Below are 21,597 nucleotides of genomic sequence, written 5' to 3'. Positions count from 1 at the left end.
TTAAACATAAAAAATATTTCTTATCCATCGTCCCGATGGATAACCCTACCAGCTTACACAAACTTCTTGACGCTACCGCGCGGTGCCTTATTCTAAAGCGATAATGCAGGTCTTTGGAGCAAATTTTGCGAAATGGCCCCATTTTGTGAAAAAGACCTGCACATTTGAGCGTCTTTCGCTCTTTTTTGGAAAAAAGGTCGGATTTTAATGCACTCTTGCTCGTCTTTGGACGTCCTTACCTTTCCGGATGCGATATGTGGATTTCCCTTGCCCATCATTTGCTCCAATGGGCAATGATGAAAGAGAAGAGCGAATGTGAGTAGAAAGTTATACTCTTCCTCGCTTTTTTTCGATAGCTTTCACGGTTTTGTAGGTTCAGGCCGCTTCAAGCAATCCGTGGCGCCGGGCTCCGCCGGTACATTCTGCAGCGTTGCCGGGAACCGAAGAAGCCGGTTTTGCAGCCAGTCCCCCCGATGGATTTATAGACGATTTTTTTGTATTGACATAGAGCGCGGTTAGGGTTATGGTTAACTCGAATACAGGTTATATACAGGATGTATGGATGCTTGCTGCGAGGATGAGAATCCTTCGAACGATTCAGGGCTGCCCCTTCAGGGACTCCTGAAAAACGGCCCCGTGTCCGAATGTATCCGATTTCAGAAAAATGATTAAAACGGGAGATGAGAGGGATGGACAACAACATTATGAAAATAGGAATGATCGGCTTGGATACTTCCCATGTGCCGGCTTTTGCAGAATTGTTAAATGATGCGAATCATGCCTATCATGTGCCTGGAGCTAAAGTAGTCGTAGCCTACCCGGGCGGATCGGAAGATTTCGAGCTCAGTATAAGCCGCGTAGAGGGATATACTGAAACTTTGCGTAATCAATACGGTGTGCAGATTGTGAATTCACCGGAAGAGGTGGCTGAATTAAGCGATGCGATTTTGCTGGAATCGGTGGATGGCCGGGTTCACAGGGAACAATTCGCCAGAATAGCGCCTTATGGAAAACCGGTTTTCATTGATAAGCCGTTCACTTTGTCTTCCCAGGATGCCGCCGAAATGTTCAAATTGGCCCGACAGCATAATATTCCGTTAATGAGCTGTTCTGCGCTGCGATATGCCGAAGGGCTTAGCGAAGTGCTAGCAGCTGAGGATAAAGGGGCGATTATCGGTATGGATGTCTATGGTCCCATGGCCATTCAGCCGACTCAGCCCGGATTGTTCTGGTATGGCATACATACGGTCGAGATGCTGTTTAGAACGCTTGGCAAAGGCTGTCTATCGGTAACGGCAACCAAGAATGAAGATCATGATCTTGTAGTAGGGGTGTGGAAGGATGGCAGAATCGCCACTCTTCGCGGGAATCGTAAAGGCAACAACCGTTTCGGCGCACTGATACATCGGGAGCAGGATACACAGTTTGTCGATGTTTATGCCCACCCGAAACCTTACTATGCCAGCATGCTGGAGCGAGTGATGAAGATGTTTGCCTCGGGAGTGCCGGATATTGATCCGGAGGAAACCGAGCAGATCATCCGGTTTATTGAAGCAGCGAATGAAAGCCGCGAAACAGGCAAAACCGTTCTTTTATAAATTAATTTGAATCCGGGGAAGAAGGAGAGCTGCTCATATGAAAATGGCAAGAGTAGGTATCCTGCTGGATAAGCAGGCCGCAGAGAGACGTTGGGCATTCGGACAGAACGTGTTTGAAGCCTATTTGGGAGAAGTGCTGTCCCATGCCGGAATTCCCTATCAATGGCTGGATGATCCGGCGACGATTGACCGGGCCGATGTGGATATTCTTCTTGTCGCTTTATGTGAAGAAGAGGAGAAGAAGGCGGCGACGCTGCTTCGGTTTGCGGAGGATGGAGGAGGCGTCATATCTTACGCCGGCCTTAACCGTTTGACGGGTAAGCTCGGATGTAAGGAACGCCGGGAGTGGTCTCCCGGATACGCACGTCTGCCTGGTGAAGGGGAAGACCTGCGGCCGCTTCGCTATCTCTATTCCAGGCCCTGGATTCTTACGAACGAGGCGGAAGGGGAAGCCTGGGGAAGTCTGCATGCCGAAAGGCCCGATGGGCCAGAAACCGCTCCGGCGCTTCTCAGGTTTAAAGCGGGCTCAGGCTTTATAGATCGGTGGTCGGTCAATATTCCCTATACAATCGTAGCGCTGCAGCAAGGGTCCGGTCCGGTATTCGAGGATGGAATTCCGGCGGAGGACGGAACCGGCAATGTGGATGAAGGAATTTTAAAAGCTGACGACAAGTGCGAAATGGATTGGGAGTATGATCGTCTCACAACGGAAACCGGGGCCCCTTATTTCGCCCATCCCTATGCCGATCTTTGGAGAGAAGTGCTGATTGGCCATTTATTGAGAAGGAGCGTCGAGATGGGGCTGACACTGCCCTTTCTGGGGTATTGGCCGGATGGCATCTCCCACGTCGCCATGATTTCTCATGACAGTGACATTAATCAGGATGAACATGCGGAAGCAACACTGGAAGTGCTGGAGGAGTGCGGCATCCGTTCAACCTGGTGTATGCTGGAGCCCGGTTACAGCAGCTCTATTTATGATCGGGTTAAAGAGGCCGGACATGAGCTTGCCTTCCATTACAATGCTCTCGATATTCAAGGGGGGCATTGGGGTGAAGAGGAATTTGACCGCCAGCTGGCCTGGCTCAAATCGGCTGCGGGGCTATCCGAAATTACATCCAACAAAAACCATTACACCCGCTTCGAGGGCTGGGGTGAGCTGTTCCGCTTCTGCGAGAAGAACGGGATTGCCGCTGAACAGACGAGAGGACCGAGCAAAAAGGGGAACATCGGCTTTTTGTTCGGAACCTGCCACCCGTACTTCCCTATTTCGTGGGCAGACGAACGAAACCGGCTGTACGATGTATTGGAGATCGGGTTTCTGACTCAAGACCTTGATCATCTAACGTTGGCGGATTCCAGCGTAGTGGTTCCGTTCCTGGAGCAGACAAAGAAGGTTCAGGGAGTGGCCCATTTCCTGTTCCACCAAATTCATATTATGCAGCAGCCCAAAGTGACCGATGCCGTGCGCAAGGTGGTTCGCGAAGCCAAGAGCAGGGGATTTGTCTTCTGGACCTGTAAGGAAATTAACGATTGGGAGCGGGCAAGGAGAAAGGTGTCTATCCGCGGAGTGAACGACCGGGGCGAAGTTATAGCGGACGGTGAAGCCTTGGACCGGCTGGTTGTCTGGATTCCCGTGACGGGTGAGGCGGAGACCGGCGCCGTGATCGAGAGCAAGTTTGGGGTTCCCTGCATGAAGCAGGTTCTGTCCCGATCCTGTGCATCCCGGTAAGGGCAAACTGATTGAACCTTGTAAAGGAGAATGACAAAATGAGCGATAAAGTGGCTACACGTGACAAACTTGCGGTATTGGGCGGAACTCCCGTAAAGACGACTCCCTTCGGAACGGGTAAGAGGTTCGGCTTGGAGGAAGTCAAGGAACTGATTGAGGCTATGGAGCAGAATACGCTTTTTTACCATTTCGGCAATAAAGTGAAGCAATTTCTCCATGATTTTAATGAATTGTATGGGGTCAAATACAGCGTAGCCGCATCCTCCGGAACGGCAGCCATTCATGTGGCTCTGGGAGCGGCTGGCGTAACGGTTGGCGATGAGGTGATTACCAGCCCGATTACCGACCAGGGAACGCTAATCGGCATTTTGTATCAGAACGCGATTCCGGTATTTGCCGACCTGGACCCGCATACCTATAACATGACTCCGGAGTCGATCGAAGCGCGGATTACGGAGCGCACCAAGGCGATTGTCGTCGTTCATCTTGCCGGTAACCCTTGTGATATGGATCCGATCATGGCTGTTGCCCGCAAGCATGGAATCAAGGTGATTGAGGATTGCGCACAGAGCTATATGTGCCGTTATAAAGGACGGCTGGCCGGAACCATCGGGGATTACGGCTGCTTCAGCACGAATGATTTCAAGCATATTTCCACCGGGGACGGAGGAATCGTGACGGTCAACTCGGGAGAGGAAGAGGATTATTACGTCACTCATGCTTTTGCGGATAAAAATTATAATCGTTTCGGAAATCTGTTTAACCGGGACCTCGCTTATCTGGCCCCTAACTACCGGATGACCGAGCTTCAGGGTGCTGTTGGAATTGCCCAGCTTAAGAAGCTGGAGTGGATTTGTAACAAGCGCAAGGAGTATGGCGACCGGATTACGGCCGGAATTCAAGGACTCCCGGGAATTTCCCCGCATCGTATAACCGAAGGCGGAGAATCCAGTTACTGGTTCTATATGCTTCGAATTAAGGAAGAGGAATTGACCTGTACTCGTGAAGAGTTCTGTGAGGCTCTGAAAGCCGAAGGAATTCCCAATACACCGGGCTATATTAAAACGGTTGTGTACCTGCAGAGCTTGTTCCAGGAACGGCATGCCTATCCGGGAAGCCATTATCCGTTTGACTTAACCGGAATAACGTATGAAAAGGGGCTGTGTCCGACAGCGGAACAGATTCTGGATACCGCCGTCCGGTTGAGCGTGGATGAATTCTATACCGATCAGGATGTGGAGGACATCATTGCGGGGATCCGCAAGGTCGCCCTTCATTATCAAAAAAGCAATTAGCGGTGATCCCCAACACTTGGGTTAAGCCTTCAGGTCCTCCTGGAGGCTTTTCCTATAAAAGAGAATTCTCATCCGGGAAACAGAAGTCCGGAACGGCACCTTTTCTTGTCATCTAGACGATCGCATAGCCTATTTACAAGGGGGATTTATTTTGAAGCATGGATACGAGCTTTCCGAATTGAATTCATCCGGCATTCCACATTTGCTGGATCAGATCGAGACGGCGGAACAATGGCAGCAGAAGCGCAGCCAAATTTATACCCGCTGGATGGAGGTGGTCGGAGGCCTGCCGAACAGAGAGGGCTTAGAGTATGAAATACGGTCCGAAAGTAAGGAGCCGGATCATATCCGGCTGCATCTTACCTATCGGACGGCAGATGGCGACCGGGTGCCGGCCTATCTGCTAATTCCGGGTCATCAGTCTTCTCCCAGCCCCGGCGCACGATATCCCGCCGTGTTAGCCCTGCATCCCACTGCGCCGGAAGGCAAGGACGATGTAGCGACCTTGAGCGGCAGGGAGGGAAGACGCTACGGGCTGGAGCTGGTTTCGCGGGGATACGTAGTTCTTGCGCCCGATACAATTACAGCAGGGGAACGGATCTATGCCGGAAGCCAGGCTTATCAAACAGCGCCATTCTATGAGCGGCATAACGAGTGGAGCGCGGTGGGCAAAATGATGCTGGACCATCAATATGGCCTGGATTTACTGACATCATTGGAATTCGTGGATGGGGAACGCATCGGGGCTATCGGCCATTCGCTCGGAGGCTACAATGCCTTTTTTCTCGCCGGGGTCGATAGACGGGTGAAGGCGGTCGTCAGCAGCTGCGGCTTCAGTACGTTCACCGGGGACGAGGAGACGCATCGCTGGGGACGGAGGGACTGGTTCTCCCACCTGCCGGTCATATCCGATGAGGTGGAGCGGGGCCAAGTGCCATTTGAATTTCACGAAATTGCCGCATTGGCCGCCCCGGTGCCGTTCTTCAATTGGAGTGCCCAGCAGGACCGAATCTTCCCTCACTGGAAGCCGATCCTGGAGGCGATGGGCGAGCTGGATCAGCTCTATACTTGGCTGGGGGCGAAGGAGCGGTTTGTCTCGTTAATGGGGAATTCCGGACATGATTTCCCGGACGAAATCCGCCTGCTGGCTTACCGCTTTCTGGACCGGTGGCTGCGGCAGAGCTAGTCTGCTGCAGCCCTACAGCTCGTGATCCCGGGTTTTGATCATTTCATACAGCCTTGCCGCGAAAGAGGAGGCGGATTCCATTCCCGCCCAGAACATCTCCATTTCGGCTTCGAGCTCTTCAATCAGGTTATAATCCGCGAACAGCTCGTGCAAAAAGTATGAGTGATTGATTTGGTCACCGGTCATATTCAAAGATTCCAGATAGGACTTGTCCCACAGCTTGCGATTAACCGGCTCGAAGACCGATAGAAATCCGGTGCTGCGGCCTACTTGCTCTTGAAGCTCGGCTGAATAAACGGTTTTCAAAAATTCGACGGCAAGCTCCTTGTCTCCGGCATCCGCCGGAATAAGCAGGGAGTTGGACACCAGAAGCGTAGACTTGCATTCTCCGAACGGCAGCGGTGCGACCAACGGCTCGAACGGGAGCGGAAGACTGCGCAGCCCGGCCAGTTCAATCGAGGTGGCCAGAATCATTGCCGCTTTCTGCATGGCGAAAGCCTCGGAATTCAACAGCCGGGAAAACTGGTACAGTGAAGCGGAACGGTTGCGGAACAGGATATCGTGCAGAAATTGGAGTGTCCGCAGGAGCCCTTCCTTAGTGGTTTCCTCGTTGAAGAATACCCCGTTTTGCATGGCAATGACCGGCCAACGGCTTATGGAGGAAGACAAAGAGAAGCCGTACTGATCGACAATTCCGTCTCCATCGGTATCCAGCGTCAGTTGTCGGGCTGTCCGCATGAAGTCTTCCCGGATCCAGTTCGCGGTGGGTGCGGGAACGCCGTAACGCTCGAACAATTGCGGGTTGTAGGCCAAATAAACCGTTGAGAAAGTGACGGGCGCGGCCGTCAGCCTGTCTCCCGTGCGGAACGCTTCAATCAGCTTCGGATAAATGGACGGCAGGCTGTCCTTCAGCACATCGCTCAGATCAAGGACCAGCTCCGGGTTTTCCAGCTCCGCCAATTGCCGGTTGGTGACAAAAAACAGATCGGGCTTCATTCCCAGCTCGCTGCTGGCACGAACCGACTCCCAGAAATCGGGGGTGGGGAAGTTCAACAGCTTGACTTCCACATTCGGGTAGCGTCTCTTGAATTCTTCTAGGACATAGGGCATGCAGTGCTCAATATAATGGGAAGGGGATGTGGCTAAAATTCGCAGAACCTTCTGCTTGCTCTCAGGAATTTTCAAGTCGGGCGCCACTATCGTACCCTGGCCGACGCGTTTGATAACCAGCCCTTCCTTGGCGAGCTGCTCCAGCGATTTGCGCACGGAAGTGCGGCTCATTCCGTAATATTTGCACAGCTCGTTCTCGGACATCAGATATTGTCCGGGTTTAATGAAGCCCGACCAAATCTGCTCCCGTAAAATATTGGCTAACTGCGAATAAAGAAATTCATTTTCTCTCCTCATCGCTCTGATCTTCCTTCTATTATAGAAATGGGTTTGGCTTCATTATAGCATGAGATGACATACAGGTTGGATAAGTTGATCATTTGGAGAAATGTTAGAAACGTTTCGACAAAAATACTGGAAATATGGATGTTATTGTGCTTTAATGTAGTTACATGTATCATACCTATATCTTATTATAATTCCTGAAGAGAGGGATTGGAATGGAAAAATTAGCGATCGATGGAGGAACTCCGGTCAGAACCAAGCCGTTTGCCGAATGGCCTATTTATGGCGAGCTGGAACAGCAGCTGCTGCTGGAGGTGCTTCACTCGGGCAAATGGGGGGGCACCGGCCGTATCAAGCTTCCCGAGCTGGAAGAGAAATTCGCGGCTTATCATGATGCCAAGCATGCGGTTACGGTAGTCAACGGAACCGTAGCGATAACCGTGGCGCTGCAGACGGCCGGGGTGCAGCCGGGAGATGAGGTCATCATGCCGCCGTACACTTTTATTGCAACCGCTTCCTCTGCATTGATGTTCGGAGCTATCCCGGTGTTTGTCGATGTCGATCCGGAGACCTTGCTGCTGGATCCCGATAAGGTGGAAACGGCGATTACGGACAAGACGAAAGCAATTATCGCGGTTCATATTGCAGGAGCTCCGGCGAACATGACCCGGCTGAAGGAGATCGCGCACAAGCATCGGTTGAAGCTGATCGAGGACGCTGCTCAGGCGGTGGGAGCGCGATGGGAAAATGTCGGGGTAGGAGCGATCGGCGATTTGGGAACCTTCAGTTTCCAATCCAGTAAAAATATCAATTCGGGCGAAGGCGGTATTATTCTGACCAATAGCGAGGAGCTTGCGGATATGGCCTGGTCCCTCTCTAATGTGGGGCGGGTTCGCGATGGCGCCTGGTATCAGCATGAGCATATCGGCTGGAACTTGCGGATGACCGAATTTCAGGCTGCGATCTTGCTGGGCCAGATGACGCGATTGGATGAACAAATTGCCCTCCGCGAGAAAAATGCCGCCCTGCTTACGGAGCTGCTTCAGGACATCGAAGGTGTGGAAGTGTTCAAGAGAGACCCGAGGATCACTACCCACGCGCATCATCTGTATATGTTCAAAATCGCTTCCGGCTTGACCGACCGCATCTCCAAAGAGGATGTGATCGCCAAGCTTAATGCGGAAGGAATTCCGGTAGCTGCCGGCTATGTTCCTTTAAACAAAAATAAAGCGGTGCTGGCGGAAATTGAAAAGTGGACCGGAGAGCGGCGCGAGTTCTCATGCCCGGTCAGCGAGAAAGCCAGCGAGAAGGAAGTGCTGTGGATAGTTCAGAATATGCTTCTCGGTGACGAACAGGATATTCAGGACATTGCCCATGGCGTCCGGAAGGTAATGCAGTCCTGCCTGTCTGTTTAGTCTTTATATGGCAAGGCGCTGACGGTCATGGTACTATTTGGTTAGAACAACGTGCGACTCTATACGATAGGTCACAGATACGATTTCTGGTCGCCGAGAATAAGGAGTGAGAGCAATGGTATTGAACCGTTTGGGAGTATTGACGGACGAAGTGTCGGCTAATTTCACCGAAGCTCTGGATTGGATAGCGGAGCAGAAGCTGGTTCATGTGGAGGTCCGGATGGTTGACGGGAAGAACGTTTCCCAATTGTCGGACGAGCAAGTGGCTACAGTTAAAGAGGAAGTGGAGAAACGCGGACTGTTCGTATCTGCGATCGCCTCTCCCCTTTTCAAATGTGCTCTGGACCCGGCCCGGCCCGTGGCATCCGGAGACACTTTCGGACAGCAGGAGGAAACAGTGGAGGCCCATTTCGCCAAGCTGGATCGGGCGATCGAGATTTGCCGGCTGCTGGGTACCGATAAAATCCGTATCTTCTCTTTCTGGCGGGAGGAGGAGCCTGCCCGTTACGAGCTGGAAATCGTAGACCACCTGCGCAAAGCGGCGGAAACTGCCGGCAAGGCAGGCATTATGCTGCTGCTGGAGAACGAACCGGCATGTAACGGAGGATTTGCCAGCGAGGTTGGAAGCATCGTGGCCAAGGTTAATTCCCCCAGCTTGAAGGTGCTATGGGATCCGGGGAATGAGGAATACGGCGGAAGGCCATCTTTCCCGGAAGGCTATAATGCGGTCAAGGACGGGCTTGCGCATGTTCATTTGAAGGATGCCTATATCACTCCGGAAGGCCAATCGAAGTGTGTTCCCATCGGATCGGGGAAGGTTCCTTTCCTGGAGCAGTTCCGTGCTCTGCAGCGGGATGGCTACGACGGGTTGTTTACTATCGAAACACACTATGTTCCCGAGGGAGGCACGGCCAAGGACGGCACGGCGATGACATTGGCAGCGCTTAAGAAGCTCTTGAAGGAGGCGGGTATCGATTGAAACGCTGGGGATTCGGACTGATCGGCTGCGGAAGTGTCGCCGATTTTCACATGAATGCCATACGCGAGATCGAACAAGCTGAACTGATTGCTATTTCGGATCGTAAGGAGCATCGGGCCAAGGAAGTGGCGGAGCGGGAAGGCTGCGATTGGACAACCGATTACAGACAGCTCCTCGATCATCCGGGGGTAGACATAGTCTGCTTGACGACAAGCAGCGGAACCCATGCATCCATCGGTAAGGAAGTGCTGATGGCGGGCAAGCATCTGATCGTGGAGAAGCCGATCGCGATGACGAGTCAACAGGCCGAAGAACTGGTCCGGCTGGCGGAGGACAAGGGGTTAATATTGTCAGTCATTTCCCAGAGGCGGTTCGAGCCTCAGCATCAATGGGTGAAGCAGGTAGTGGCCGAAGGGAAACTCGGTAAACTGCTCCTGGTACAAATTACGGCCCCTTATTACCGGACTCAGGAATATTACGATTCGGCGGATTGGCGGGGAACGATCTCGGAGGACGGCGGAGCGCTGATGAACCAAGGAATTCATTCCATAGACCTGATGCTTTGGATGGCGGGTGAAGTCAGCTCGGTCTACGGCCAGATAGCTACCCAGACGCACCGAATGGAAGCGGAAGACATGGGTCTCGCCATCATCAAATTCGCGAACGGGGCGTTCGGCACCATTATGGCATCCACCAGCATCAAACCTGGATTTCAGCCTGCCTTATCGTTGTACGGCGATCGGGGCTCGATCCAAATCGAAGGAACGTCCATCAAGCATTGGACCGTAGAAGGGGTGGATCAGCCGTCGGAGATAACGGAATCCGGCTCCGGCGGAGGGGTAGCCGATCCGAAAAGCATTTCGAACTTATACCATCGATTACAATTGACCGATGTCATTGAAGCGCTTGAGACGGGCCGCGAGGTGGCCGTTCCCGGGAAGGACGGCTTAAGAGCTGTGGAGCTGGTGGAAGCCATCTACAAATCCTCCCGGCTGGGCAAAGAAATTACCCGGGACAAGGACTGGATATGACCGGGAAGCTTCTGCTGGGAACAGCCAAGACGGACATCACTCCGCCCCATCCGGTTCCGCTATCCGGCTTTGCCCACCGTCAAGGGAACTTTGACGGTATTGCGCGGCGTTTATACCTGAGAGTTTGGGCTTTCCGTCAGACAGACGGGGAAGGCCGGCAGCGTCAATCCCTACTGGTCCAGGCCGATCTGATTTGGTGGGGTACGGAACGGATGGACGCGCTTTACCGCAAGCTGAAAGAACGCTGGGGGCTCGAACGCGAAGAGGTCATTCTTCATGCAAGTCATACCCATGGAGGGCCGCAAACGACCCGGCTCTTTGTTCCGGCGTTAGGTCCAATGGATTCGGACTATGTGGAATGGATGGAGGAGCAGTTGCTGGCTGGAATCGGGCAGGCCTATGCCGGCCTGGAGCCCGTTACGGCGGCAAAGGGCAGCGGAGCTTGCCGAATCGGGATCAATCGGCGTAAAGAAGTGGACGGCAGGATAGTTATGGCTCCCAATCCGCAAGGGCCTATCGATCCGGAGGTAACCGTAATCCGTTATACGACCGAGGACAATAAGGTTAAAGGCGTCATGTTCCACTATACTTGCCATTCAACGACAACAGGAGATAACCGGGTGACTTCCGAATTTCCGGGAGCCGCTATGGAAAATATCGAGAGAGAATTGGAGGACGGCGCCATAGCCTCCTTCCTGCAGGGCTGCTGCGGGGACATCCGTCCCGCACTGATCGAGGAAGACAGGTTCTACAGGGGAACCGAGGAGGATATAGGCAGGCTCGGCCGGCAGCTTAGCGATGAAGTCTTCCGGGTACTCGGAAGACCTATGAACCCGCTTAAGCAATATAGCCTTGCGAGCTTCGCCCATATCGTAGAACTACCGTTCAGGCGGCTGCCGGATGCCGAAGAACTGGCGGCCAAAGCGGCGGAGGGCGGAGTCTGGGGCGATTGGAGCCGGCTGCTCAGGGAGCATCCCGGACGGAATCAGCCGACAATCCCGCTATCGCTCCAGATTGTCAGGATCGCAGACGGACTTTCCTTCCTGACGATGAACGGGGAGATCGTTGTTGAATATGGTTTATTCATTAAGCAATTTTCCTCCGGGACAGTACTCCCTCTGGCCTACTGCAATGGAATGATCGGTTACATTCCAACAGCCATCCAGGTCGAAGAGGGAGGCTATGAGGGTGGGGAGTCCGCCGTTTATTTCGGATTGCCCTCCGCCTTCCACCCTTGCGTGGAGGGGCGGATCAAGGAAGCGGCAGCTAGTCTTGTCAACAAAGTGAAATATGTATAGAATAGAATATACGGATAATTCTGACGTGATCATAAACAGGGGGACGTGCAAATCCGCACTTCCTCCTGTTTTTACGATATTAAAGATATATACATAACCAAGAAGGTACGGTTTGACCTGCGAGCTGATTAGTAAGTTGAAATAGGAGCGGTTCATATTGCTACGAAGAAGAAATCTGTTTCAAGAGCGCTACGCCAAATTTGAAAACGAGCTGCGGAATGAGATCTTGACCGGATCGATCCCGCCGGGCGAATTCATTCTGCCTGAAAATACGCTAAGCCAGAAATACGGTCTAAGCAGGGTTTCCGTGCGAAAAGTACTGGCTGCTTTAGTGGAAGAGGGGCTAATCGAAAAAATTGCGGGCAAGGGGAACCGCGTCAAGCCGCCGTCGGATCAGGTGGAGCGAACCGTTATTCATTTATACTGGTTTTCCGGCTCTTACGAGATTCCGATTATCGAGCATTTGATCCGGCAATACGAATCCCTTCACCCTTTCATCCGAGTGGAGCTGACATTGCTGCCCCAATCGGAGTATACCTCCTCCCTTGTTCAAATGATTGACAAAGGCTTTCCCGTCGATTTGTTCGTTGTCTCCGACTTCCATTTCCGGCAGTTCCATCAACTTAATCGAACCGATTTGCTGGATCCTTATTTGCCGGAATCGCTTGATCCCGGGAGGGACAGCTATCCGATTCTGTTCGATATGTTCAAGGACGGCGGCGAGCAGAAGGTCGTTCCGCTGTTTTTCTCACCGGTCGTGCTCGCATACAACCAGAGAATGTTTGAAGAGGCCGGCCTCGATCCGCGGCAGGCCGTTGAAAGCTGGGATTCATTTCTGGAGACGGCCAAGCGCTGTACGCAAGATCTGAATTACGACGGTAAAACCGATCGATTCGGCTTCTGCTTCTCCACCAGCGCGAACCGTTGGCCGATTTTCATGCTGCAGAATGGCGGGAGCATCATGAAACCGGACCGGAGCCGTTCGGTCTTCTCTTCTCCTGCTACGGTGGAGGCGCTGAAATTTTGTGTGGATTTGATGTACAAGCACCATGTATCTCCCGTCTATCTGCACGGAAGCCGGAATAGCGCGGAGCATTTATTTCTGATGGACCGGGTCGCGATGGTGCTGACTACCTACTATTATATGAATGAGTTTCGTCAATCGGACTTTACGTGGAATGTTCTGCCGGTTCCGGCTGGAGGGAGGAAGGTTTCTCTGCTGCTCGGAAGCGGCGTAGGGATTAACCGGCACAGCGCCAACCCGACTTTGGTCCGCCGTTTTGTTGATTTCCTGGCATCCAAGGAGGCACAGACGACCGCCAAGCAGATGGGCTGTACGATTCCGATGCTGAGATCGGTGGCGGAGGACGACCAGTGGTTGACTGACGGGATTCATCCCCGGAATTATAACGTGTTCAGGGAAGTCCTTCCATACTCGGTCCCGATGAGCTCCTTGAACTTAAGTCAGCAAGAGATGGACGCCATCTGGCAAGATTTGAATTTGCTGTGGGCCAATATGGAATCGCCCGAGCAAGCGACCAAGCGAATAGAGCAATGGCTTAACGATCAACTGGAGAAGAAAACAATATAGCAGCGCTGGCCATGTGCCGGCGTTTTTTCATTTGACAGGGTTCATTCCATTGGGATACTGGATGTTTTAACAGCAAAATGCAAACATTAACGGACGGAAGCAGCAATTCAAAAACAAGGAGGGAAAAAGGATGCTCAGACAATACTTTACGGAGCTGGCCCTGAGAGAAGGAGAAACATTAAGCGATGGGCTTCAGCAGCTTGTCAATCAGGCGGAGGAGGAGCTGGGGTCGGAATATGTGGAAGTGGTTCAGGTTGTCAAGCATGATTCTGTCCACTATACCATTATCCTAAATTTGGATCTGGAGGAGACGGATTCCGAAGAAGAGTAACTGCCGGCATCCCCGGCCGGCCTTCAAGACGCCATGCTTGAAGGTCGGCGGGTTACCCTGTGCAGGCTTAGGGCTGCTGCCCGCTGGGAAGCTGCTTAATGAGAGCTTCATCCGGCGTAACAAACAAGGTCTTCTGCTGTTCATAAATGACAAAGCCCGGCTTGGCACCGTTCGGCTTACGGACATGCCGGATGAGTGTATAATCGACAGGTACCTGACTCGATTCCCTTGCCTGGCTGTAATAAGCAGCCAGCATTGCGGCTTCATGCAGCGTCGCCTCCCCGAAGGATTGTCCCCGGATGACGACGTGCGAACCGGGAATATCTTTCGTATGCAGCCATGTATCCGATGAATGCGCCAAGCGGTTGGTCAAATATTCGTTCTGAGTATTATTTTTGCCAACATAAATCGGTACGCCTTCGCTGGACAGGAATGAAGTCAGCACCGGCTTGCCGTTTTTTTTCTTCTTGCGGGCTTTGCGGGCGCGATCCCGAATGTAGCCTTGCTCCATGAGCTCCTCGCGGATTTCATCGATATCGGACAATCCGGCGTTATCCAGCTGCTGCAGCAAAGAGTCCAGATAGCGGATTTCCTCTCGGGTCCCGGCAATCTGTTCCTGGACGACCGTCAGGCTGTTCTTCATCTTCGTGTATCTTCTAAAATATTTCTGGGCATTCTCCGAAGGGGTAAGCATCGGATCGAGCTCGATGGTGACCGTGCCTTGCTCTTCGTCGTAATAGTTGACAACCTCGACCTTTTTGTCCCCTTTTTGAAACAGGTGCATGGAGGCCGTCAGCAGTTCTCCGAGAATCCGGTACCGGTCGGCCTCTTTAGCCTCCTCCAGCGTCTCCCGGAGCTTATCCAGCTTTTTGACGTTTTTCGTTTTTTCATTCTGCAGAAACCGTAATAAATCGGAAGCTCTCTGACGGACGTTATCCCGCTCCGCCTTGCTGCCATAGAAGCTCTCCAGGCATTGGCTGATGGAGCTGAATGTCTGCCGTTCCCCTTGAATATGAGTGAGCCGGGTGGCCGAGAAAAACAGCTTGCCGCTGGAATCCTCCGTTACGATGGAAGGCTCGTACTCATTCTTCTCAAAGCTCCTCATCAAGGAGTGGAACTCCGCCCACAGCGACTCGCCATCGAGACGGCTGCCTGCGCGGTAGACTATCTCTTTCGCCAGAAGCGGGCTGAGCCCACTATACGAACGGACCAGCAACTGCTCGGGCTTGTCAGTCTGCTCCTCTCCGTTAGCTTCCATCCGCTCCATGTTAAGGCGAAAGGAGGCTTCATTTTCCCTCAACGGGTTCGCTTTGTTCTGTGCGGGAGGGGCCGTATATTTGCTGCCGGGCAGGACAACCCGGTAACTGCTTATGGCCGGCGTGACATGATGGATGCCGTCCAGAATGACTTCAGCCGCCGAATCGAGCAGAATAATGTTGCTGTGGCGGCCCATGAGCTCCACCAGAATCGTTTTGGAGCTCAAATCTCCTAACTCGTTCCGATGCTTGATTTGGATGCGGATCACTCTTTCCAGATCGTCCTGAGTGATCGATTCGACCGTTCCGTTCTCGCAGTATTTGCGCATCAGCATGCAGAACATCGGGGCCTCCATCGGATTCGTAAATGGGGCCTCCGTCAGATGTACCCGGGGATAGGTCGGGTTGGCGGACAGCAGCAATTTATAATTATTGCCGTGCGACCGGATATGCAGCAGGATGTCATGTGCGGAAGGCTGATGGATTTTCCCGATCCGGCCTCCGACGCAGGCTTGCAGCTCGTGAACGATCGCGCGGACGACGATTCCGTCTAATGCCATAATTTATCACTCCATTAATATGTCGGACTGCACCTCTAATGATGCCACACTTATGCCCCCGAAGGAAAGGCCGGGAATCATTATATTGTTTTTGCCCCGGGCTTGCAAATTAAGATTACCTCTAATTGCTGCCAGACATTATATGCGGGAGCCCCGAATTTAAAAGCCTGCAATTCTGCTGGAATTTTGCAGGGTTTTGTACATTTCACTGCCACTGCCACTGAAAAGCCTGCAAATCTGCATGCTTTTGGCTGGTTAGCTCCATGTCCGCCGCAATGCCTGTAAAAATACATCTTTTTTCTCGTTCCAGGGGTGATTGGGTGATTTGAGACCGAAATTGATGTATTATCGCAGGCTTTTCTCACGAGTGGTATGAATCGACTCAAAATGGATGCATAATCGCAGGAATTCGTTTAATCGCGTCTAAACCTTCCTCTAAACGCGGTCGCTCTTCTTGCTTTGCTTCGGTAGGTTTATAAAGTACTTTGCGGGAGCCCCGTAAAAATCCCCCACAAAGTGACGCATGGCCTTCGAAGCGTATTCCGGGTACTTTGCGGGGAGCCCTGTAAAATCCCCCACAAAGTGACGCATGGCCTTCGAAGCGTATTCCGGGTACTTTGCGGGGAGCCCCGGAACTTATAAATTCTTACTAAGAAAGGACAAACAGGGATATTTTGCAGCTCGTCTGAATAGATTTACTCTAGAAGTCTGTCCGAGAGGATCTAGGAAGCTTTGCCAGGGCAAAACAGTAGGAGGGAAATTCGGATGAGTCAGAAAAAATGGTACCAGATGTCCGTGGACGAAACGCTGCAGCTGCTGGAGACCGATAGCGGGCAAGGGCTGACACAAGCCGAGGCGGAAAAACGCCGTGCGGCGGTCGGGGATAACGTATTGGCGGAAGGGAAGAAAATATCGCCGGTGACGTTATTCTTAAACCAGTTCAAAGATTTCATGGTTCTTGTGCTTATGGGGGCGACGCTAATCTCCGGATTGCTGGGGGAATACCTGGATGCCATCACGATCATTGCCATTATTTTGATGAATGGTGTGCTGGGGTTCATTCAGGAGTTCAGAGCGGAACGGTCCCTTCAGGCATTGAAGGAGCTTTCGGCGCCGACGGCCAAAGTCATCCGGGATGGAAACCTGCTGCATCTGGCGGCGGTTGAATTGGTTCCGGGCGACATTGTTCTGCTGGAAAGCGGTGACCGGGTTCCGGCCGATGTCCGTTGGCTGGCCGCCAATGGATTATATGTGGAAGAGTCGGCCTTGACAGGAGAATCCGTTCCGGTCAGCAAAATGGAGGAACGGCTCGTTGGCGAGGAGCTTCCGGTAGGGGATCAGCGTAATCTTGGCTTTAAGGGGACGCTTATTACCCGAGGCACGGCCAGGGGAGTCGTCATCCGGACCGGGATGGAGACCGAAATGGGCAAAATTGCCGACCTGATTCAGAATACAGAGGAGATGCAGACCCCTCTGCAGTATCGTCTGGAGCAGCTGGGGAAAATCCTTATTCTCGTCGCCCTTGGCTTGACCGTTATGGTGGTCGTTGCCGGGTTGACCCATGGCCAGCCTGCCTACGGAATGTTCCTGGCGGGAGTTACGCTCGCGGTGGCGGCAATTCCCGAAGGCCTGCCAGCCATAGTGACGATAGCGCTCGCTATGGGAGTGCAGAGGATGATCAAGCGCAAAGCGATCGTACGCAAGCTGCCCTCTGTAGAAACGTTGGGCTGCGCCTCGGTGATTTGCTCGGACAAAACAGGGACGCTAACCCAAAACAAGATGACCGTCACGCACATTTGGCTTGGCGGGCGGCTGCTGGAGGTGACCGGAGAGGGCTACGAGCCCAAGGGGGAAATCGTCTATGAGGGCAAGAAGCTGGATGCGGCCCGGGAACCGATGCTCGACCGCTTTCTTAAAGTGGCTGCCTACTGTAATAATGCCAGGCTGGTAGAGATTCGCCCGCAGGAAAGCAAGGGCAAAAAAGCGAAAGGCGAGGAAGCCGCCACTTGGAATATTAACGGGGATCCCACCGAAGGAGCGCTGGTTGTCCTGAGTGCCAAGGCCGGAATACTAAACTCGTCTGAGCCCGGGGAGACGGAGCGGATTAAGGAATTTCCCTTCGACTCCGAACGCAAACGGATGTCCGTCGTGGTCAGCGATTCAGGCGGCCGGGTGATCTACACCAAGGGTGCCCCGGATATGCTGATAGAGCGATGCAATTATGTGTTATGGGACAACAAGGTCATCCCGTTCACCAATACGATGAAGCAGAAGGTGCTTGCCGCCAACGAAGGAATGGCCAAGTCTGCGCTGCGGGTGCTGGGAATGGCATACCGGGAGCTTAAGTCCGCGGATTCTTGCCAGAGCGAAGAGGATGCCGAGAAGAATCTTGTTTTTATCGGGTTGGCGGGAATGATCGATCCGCCGCGCAAAGAAGTGCGTGAAGCGATTCATAAATGCAAGAAAGCCGGCATACGCACGGTAATGATTACGGGAGATCATCAAACGACGGCGGAGGCGATCGCCAAGCAATTGGGAATGCTTCCGGCCAACGGACTCGTTGTCAACGGGGCGCAGCTCAGCTCTATGTCGGACCAGCAGCTTGATAAGAGTGTGGAGCAGATCTACGTTTATGCAAGGGTATCTCCGGAGCATAAGCTGCGGATTGTCAAAGCGCTGCAGAAGAAAGGTCATGTCGTGGCCATGACCGGAGATGGCGTCAACGATGCCCCGGCCATCAAGGCGGCCGATATCGGCATATCCATGGGCATTACCGGCACGGATGTCTCCAAAGAAGCCTCTGCTCTTATTCTCAGCGACGACAATTTCGCCACCATCGTCGCCGCCATTGAAGAGGGACGGGGAATTTATGAGAATATCCGGAAATTTATCCGCTATTTGCTTGCATCTAATGTAGGGGAAATTTTGACGATGTTCCTGGCGATGATGGCAGGGCTGCCGCTGCCGCTCGTGCCGATCCAAATCTTGTGGGTCAATCTGGTTACGGATGGGCTCCCGGCTATGGCGCTCGGCGTCGATCAGGCCGAGAAGGATTTGATGCAGCAGAAGCCCCGTCCGGCCAGAGAAAATATATTTGCACGCCGGCTGGGATGGAAAATCATCAGCCGCGGAGTATTGATCGGTCTGTGTACGCTTGCGGCCTTCTGGCTGACGCTTCGCCAGAATCCCGGTGATCCCGGTCATCTGATGAAAGCGCAGACCGTTACATTTGCCACGCTGGTGATGGCTCAGCTCATTCATGTATTCGACTGCCGCAGCTCCCGCTCAATCTTTCATCGCAATCCGCTGCAGAACAAGTACCTGGTGCTGTCGGTCCTATCCTCCATCGTGCTGCTGCTCGGAGTCGTGTATATTGAAGCACTCCAGCCAATTTTCAAAACGGTCAGCCTGAACTTCGCCGATTGGGTGCTCGTGCTGATTATGGCCTCCATACCTACCTTCCTGATGGGACTCGGCAGCATTATGTCCGGTCGTTCCAATAAGAAGGGAGCGCGTTACACCTCGAGACCGATTACGAGATAATTACTTCACGGGAAGGCGCGGCAACGTTAGGATCGCGGGCAGGAAACGGGCAGAAGCGGCAATAACCGCTTTAATGCCGGGAGATCCATTCTTTTAGGCAGAAAAGGCTATGCATTCCCGATCTTTTACGATATGATAGTGGCACAACTATAAATTTCGGTGAATAACACGGTATCCAGCGGGATTTAGTCTTAATATTGAAGTAGTCAAGCCGGCCGGTCCGGCGGATAGCAGTCCCCGGTTGTCCGGACTGCAAGCCGCCGGTCCGTTCTGTTGTTTTGGCAGTGCCTTATCGGAGGGAGAACTTTGCACATAGACTGCTATAATCCGATGGAGCCGCCTCCATCGAGTTCCCCGATATCGGCTTCGCTATAATGAGTTCAATGCAGATAGAGAGAAACTGCTGGATAAGATGCATAATGGGTGGGATGAGGAATGAGGCCGAATTTAAAACAGGCTCTTCAGGAGCAGATCATAACCGGCGATGGGGCTATGGGGACATATCTGTATCAGCTTGGGTTTCCCATTGGTGTCTCCTACGAGGAGTTCAACCTGACCAAGCCGGAGGTTATTAAGGATGTGCACCGCAAGTATTACGAGGCCGGTGCCCGTTTGATAGAGACGAATACTTTCTCCGCGAATAGGGAAAATTTGTCTAAATACGGTTTGGAGCAAGAAGTGTCGGCGATCAACCGGGCAGGGGTTGCTCTGGCACGCCAGGCCGCCGGGACAGACGCATATGTCGTAGGGGCTGTCGGCCCGGTACGGGGAGGCAAGCGCAAAAGCCTGACCCGCGAGCAAATCGAAGCGGACCTTGTTGAACAATTGGAAGCTTTGCTGGAGGAAAATGTCGACGGCATTCTGCTCGAAACCTTCTACGAGTTGGAAGAAATCTTGCTGGCCCTGCAGTGGATTCGCCGCGCGAGCCAGATTCCGGTTATTTGTCAATTCGCCACCGAAGGCGGAGGCGTAACGAAGGACGGCGTACCTCTGCAAGAGGCCTTCGTCAAACTCAAGGAAGCCGGAGCCGATGTGGTCGGATTCAATTGCCACAGCGGGCCTATGGGCATTCTCCGCGCGCTGGATAAGCTGCGGCCGATAGAAGGACTGCCGTTCTCGGTGTTCCCCAATGCCGGATTGCCCGGGCTTGTGGACGGGCAGTTCACATACACCGCCACTCCGCAATATCTGGCCGACACAGCGCTCCGCTTCGCGGACCGCGGCGCGCGCATCATCGGAGGTTGCTGCGGCACGACTCCGGACCATATTGCCGCGATCGCCCAAGCGCTGGACGGTTACCGGCTGGGCCGGAACCAGGATGGAGCGTTGGAGACCGAAGGCACAGGGGCACGGCCTGAAGCGGTCGGGTTGAAGGTGGAGGCCAAGCCGGCAGCAGATCGGCTGAATCCGTCCGTCAGCGCAGGAGAACCGGGAGGGACGGAACCGACGATCGTCGATCTTGTTCGCGAGCGGCATACGATCATTGTGGAGCTGGATCCGCCCAGAGGACTGTCCATTGACAAATTTATGGAAGGAGCGGCGGCGCTTGCGGAAGCGGGGGTCGATTCGATCACGATGGCCGATAACTCGCTGGCCATGACCCGGATGAGCAACCTGTCTACCGGGTATTTGGTCAAGGAGAAGCTGGGCATCCGGCCGCTTGTTCATATAGCTTGCCGGGACCGCAACTCTATCGGAATGCAATCTCATTTGATGGGTCTGCATGCCATGGGGATGGATCATATTCTCTGTCTGACCGGCGATCCGGCCAAATTCGGGGACCTGCCGGGCTCAAGCTCCGTCTATGATCTCAATTCGTTCGGATTGATCCGGATGGCGAAGCAATTGAATGAAGGAATAGCCTACTCCGGCAAGGCTCTCAAGCATAAATCCAATTTCGTCATCGGCGCCGCATTCGACCCGAATGTGAAATATATCGAGAGAGCCGTGGCGCGGATGGAGAAGAAAATCGAGGCCGGAGCCGACTATTTCATGACGCAGCCGGTATATGAGCCCGAGATGATAGAAAGACTGTATGAAGCGACGAAGCACATCCGCGTTCCGATCTTTATCGGAATTATGCCGCTCGTCAGCGGAAGGAATGCCGAGTTTCTGCATAACGAGGTGCCGGGAATCCGGATTTCCGACGAGGTAAGGCAGCGGATGAAGGGGCTGGAACGGGAAGAAGGAAGAAGAGAAGGGGTCGAAATAGCCAAGGAGCTTATCGATACAGCGTTAAAGTATTTTAAAGGATTTTACTTCATGACGCCGATGCTTTACTATGAAATGACCGCGGAGCTGACAAGGTACGTCTGGAGCAAGACCAATCGTTCTCACCCCCTTGTACCGGCAAGTAAAATCAATTAAAATATGGTATGGATGTGATG

Annotated in this window: 14 protein-coding genes; 12 read left to right on the top strand and 2 right to left on the bottom strand. The window is 53.1% G+C overall.

All coding sequences use genetic code 11. From position 1 onward, the window contains the following. Positions 1 to 689 precede the first annotated feature (689 nt). The 4 genes from ACTHRH_RS15595 to ACTHRH_RS15580 all read left to right on the top strand — a co-directional run bounded on the left by ACTHRH_RS15595 (position 690) and on the right by ACTHRH_RS15580 (position 5,811). Entirely contained in the window at positions 690 to 1,598 is a 909-nt protein-coding gene (locus ACTHRH_RS15595) for a Gfo/Idh/MocA family protein (RefSeq protein ID WP_144933565.1), read from the top strand. Positions 1,599 to 1,635: 37 nt separating this feature from the next. Further along, on the top strand, positions 1,636 to 3,330 hold the full coding sequence (locus tag ACTHRH_RS15590; RefSeq protein WP_379285397.1) for a hypothetical protein: 1,695 nt from the start codon (positions 1,636 to 1,638) through the stop codon (positions 3,328 to 3,330). Between the two features lie 38 nt (positions 3,331 to 3,368). After that, on the top strand, positions 3,369 to 4,625 hold the full coding sequence (locus tag ACTHRH_RS15585; protein ID WP_440416415.1) for a DegT/DnrJ/EryC1/StrS family aminotransferase: 1,257 nt from the start codon (positions 3,369 to 3,371) through the stop codon (positions 4,623 to 4,625). Between the two features lie 151 nt (positions 4,626 to 4,776). Further along, the gene (locus ACTHRH_RS15580) at positions 4,777 to 5,811 is read left to right on the top strand and encodes an alpha/beta hydrolase family protein (RefSeq protein ID WP_379285395.1); all 1,035 of its coding nucleotides are present in this window, start codon (positions 4,777 to 4,779) and stop codon (positions 5,809 to 5,811) included. Between the two features lie 12 nt (positions 5,812 to 5,823). Here the strand turns inward: ACTHRH_RS15580 and ACTHRH_RS15575 are convergent, their stop codons facing one another. Next, positions 5,824 to 7,218 (bottom strand): extracellular solute-binding protein, encoded by a 1,395-nt coding sequence (locus ACTHRH_RS15575; RefSeq protein ID WP_440416413.1) that lies wholly within the window; start codon positions 7,216 to 7,218, stop codon positions 5,824 to 5,826. Between the two features lie 203 nt (positions 7,219 to 7,421). Here ACTHRH_RS15575 and ACTHRH_RS15570 point away from each other — a divergent pair, with 203 nt between their 5' ends. The 6 genes from ACTHRH_RS15570 to ACTHRH_RS15545 all read left to right on the top strand — a co-directional run bounded on the left by ACTHRH_RS15570 (position 7,422) and on the right by ACTHRH_RS15545 (position 13,851). Next, positions 7,422 to 8,621 (top strand): DegT/DnrJ/EryC1/StrS family aminotransferase, encoded by a 1,200-nt coding sequence (locus ACTHRH_RS15570; protein ID WP_440416411.1) that lies wholly within the window; start codon positions 7,422 to 7,424, stop codon positions 8,619 to 8,621. A 115-nt stretch (positions 8,622 to 8,736) separates the two neighbouring features. Continuing rightward, entirely contained in the window at positions 8,737 to 9,600 is an 864-nt protein-coding gene (locus ACTHRH_RS15565; protein WP_144933560.1) for a sugar phosphate isomerase/epimerase family protein, read from the top strand. Further along, positions 9,597 to 10,631 carry a Gfo/Idh/MocA family protein gene (locus ACTHRH_RS15560; protein ID WP_144933559.1) on the top strand — a complete coding sequence of 345 codons (1,035 nt, stop codon included), beginning with the start codon at positions 9,597 to 9,599 and terminating at the stop codon, positions 10,629 to 10,631. The genes ACTHRH_RS15565 and ACTHRH_RS15560 overlap by 4 nt, the downstream gene beginning before the upstream one ends. Further along, the gene (locus ACTHRH_RS15555; protein WP_144933558.1) at positions 10,628 to 11,929 is read left to right on the top strand and encodes a neutral/alkaline non-lysosomal ceramidase N-terminal domain-containing protein; all 1,302 of its coding nucleotides are present in this window, start codon (positions 10,628 to 10,630) and stop codon (positions 11,927 to 11,929) included. Before ACTHRH_RS15560 ends, ACTHRH_RS15555 begins: the two co-directional genes overlap by 4 nt. Before the next feature lie 157 nt (positions 11,930 to 12,086). Then, positions 12,087 to 13,520, top strand: coding sequence for an extracellular solute-binding protein (locus tag ACTHRH_RS15550; RefSeq protein ID WP_440416408.1), 1,434 nt, complete (start codon positions 12,087 to 12,089; stop codon positions 13,518 to 13,520). A gap of 130 nt (positions 13,521 to 13,650) precedes the next feature. Then, positions 13,651 to 13,851 (top strand): hypothetical protein, encoded by a 201-nt coding sequence (locus ACTHRH_RS15545; protein ID WP_379285389.1) that lies wholly within the window; start codon positions 13,651 to 13,653, stop codon positions 13,849 to 13,851. 67 nt (positions 13,852 to 13,918) lie between these two features. On the opposite strand, the gene ACTHRH_RS15540 is transcribed toward ACTHRH_RS15545, so the two are convergent. Continuing rightward, positions 13,919 to 15,667 (bottom strand): Rqc2 family fibronectin-binding protein, encoded by a 1,749-nt coding sequence (locus tag ACTHRH_RS15540; RefSeq protein WP_379285387.1) that lies wholly within the window; start codon positions 15,665 to 15,667, stop codon positions 13,919 to 13,921. A 765-nt stretch (positions 15,668 to 16,432) separates the two neighbouring features. Between ACTHRH_RS15540 and ACTHRH_RS15535 the strand changes: the two genes are divergently transcribed. Next, complete coding sequence (locus tag ACTHRH_RS15535; protein WP_379285385.1) at positions 16,433 to 19,210, top strand: calcium-translocating P-type ATPase, SERCA-type; 2,778 nt, start codon at positions 16,433 to 16,435, stop codon at positions 19,208 to 19,210. A gap of 435 nt (positions 19,211 to 19,645) precedes the next feature. After that, positions 19,646 to 21,577, top strand: coding sequence for a bifunctional homocysteine S-methyltransferase/methylenetetrahydrofolate reductase (locus ACTHRH_RS15530; RefSeq protein WP_144933553.1), 1,932 nt, complete (start codon positions 19,646 to 19,648; stop codon positions 21,575 to 21,577). Positions 21,578 to 21,597 lie beyond the last annotated feature (20 nt).

The organism is Paenibacillus sp. SAFN-117 (genome assembly GCF_051966115.1).
GTDB classification, from domain to species: domain Bacteria; phylum Bacillota; class Bacilli; order Paenibacillales; family NBRC-103111; genus Paenibacillus_L; species Paenibacillus_L residui.
The sequence above is the reverse complement of the archived record's forward strand: the minus strand, read 5'-3'. Positions and strand labels throughout refer to the sequence as shown.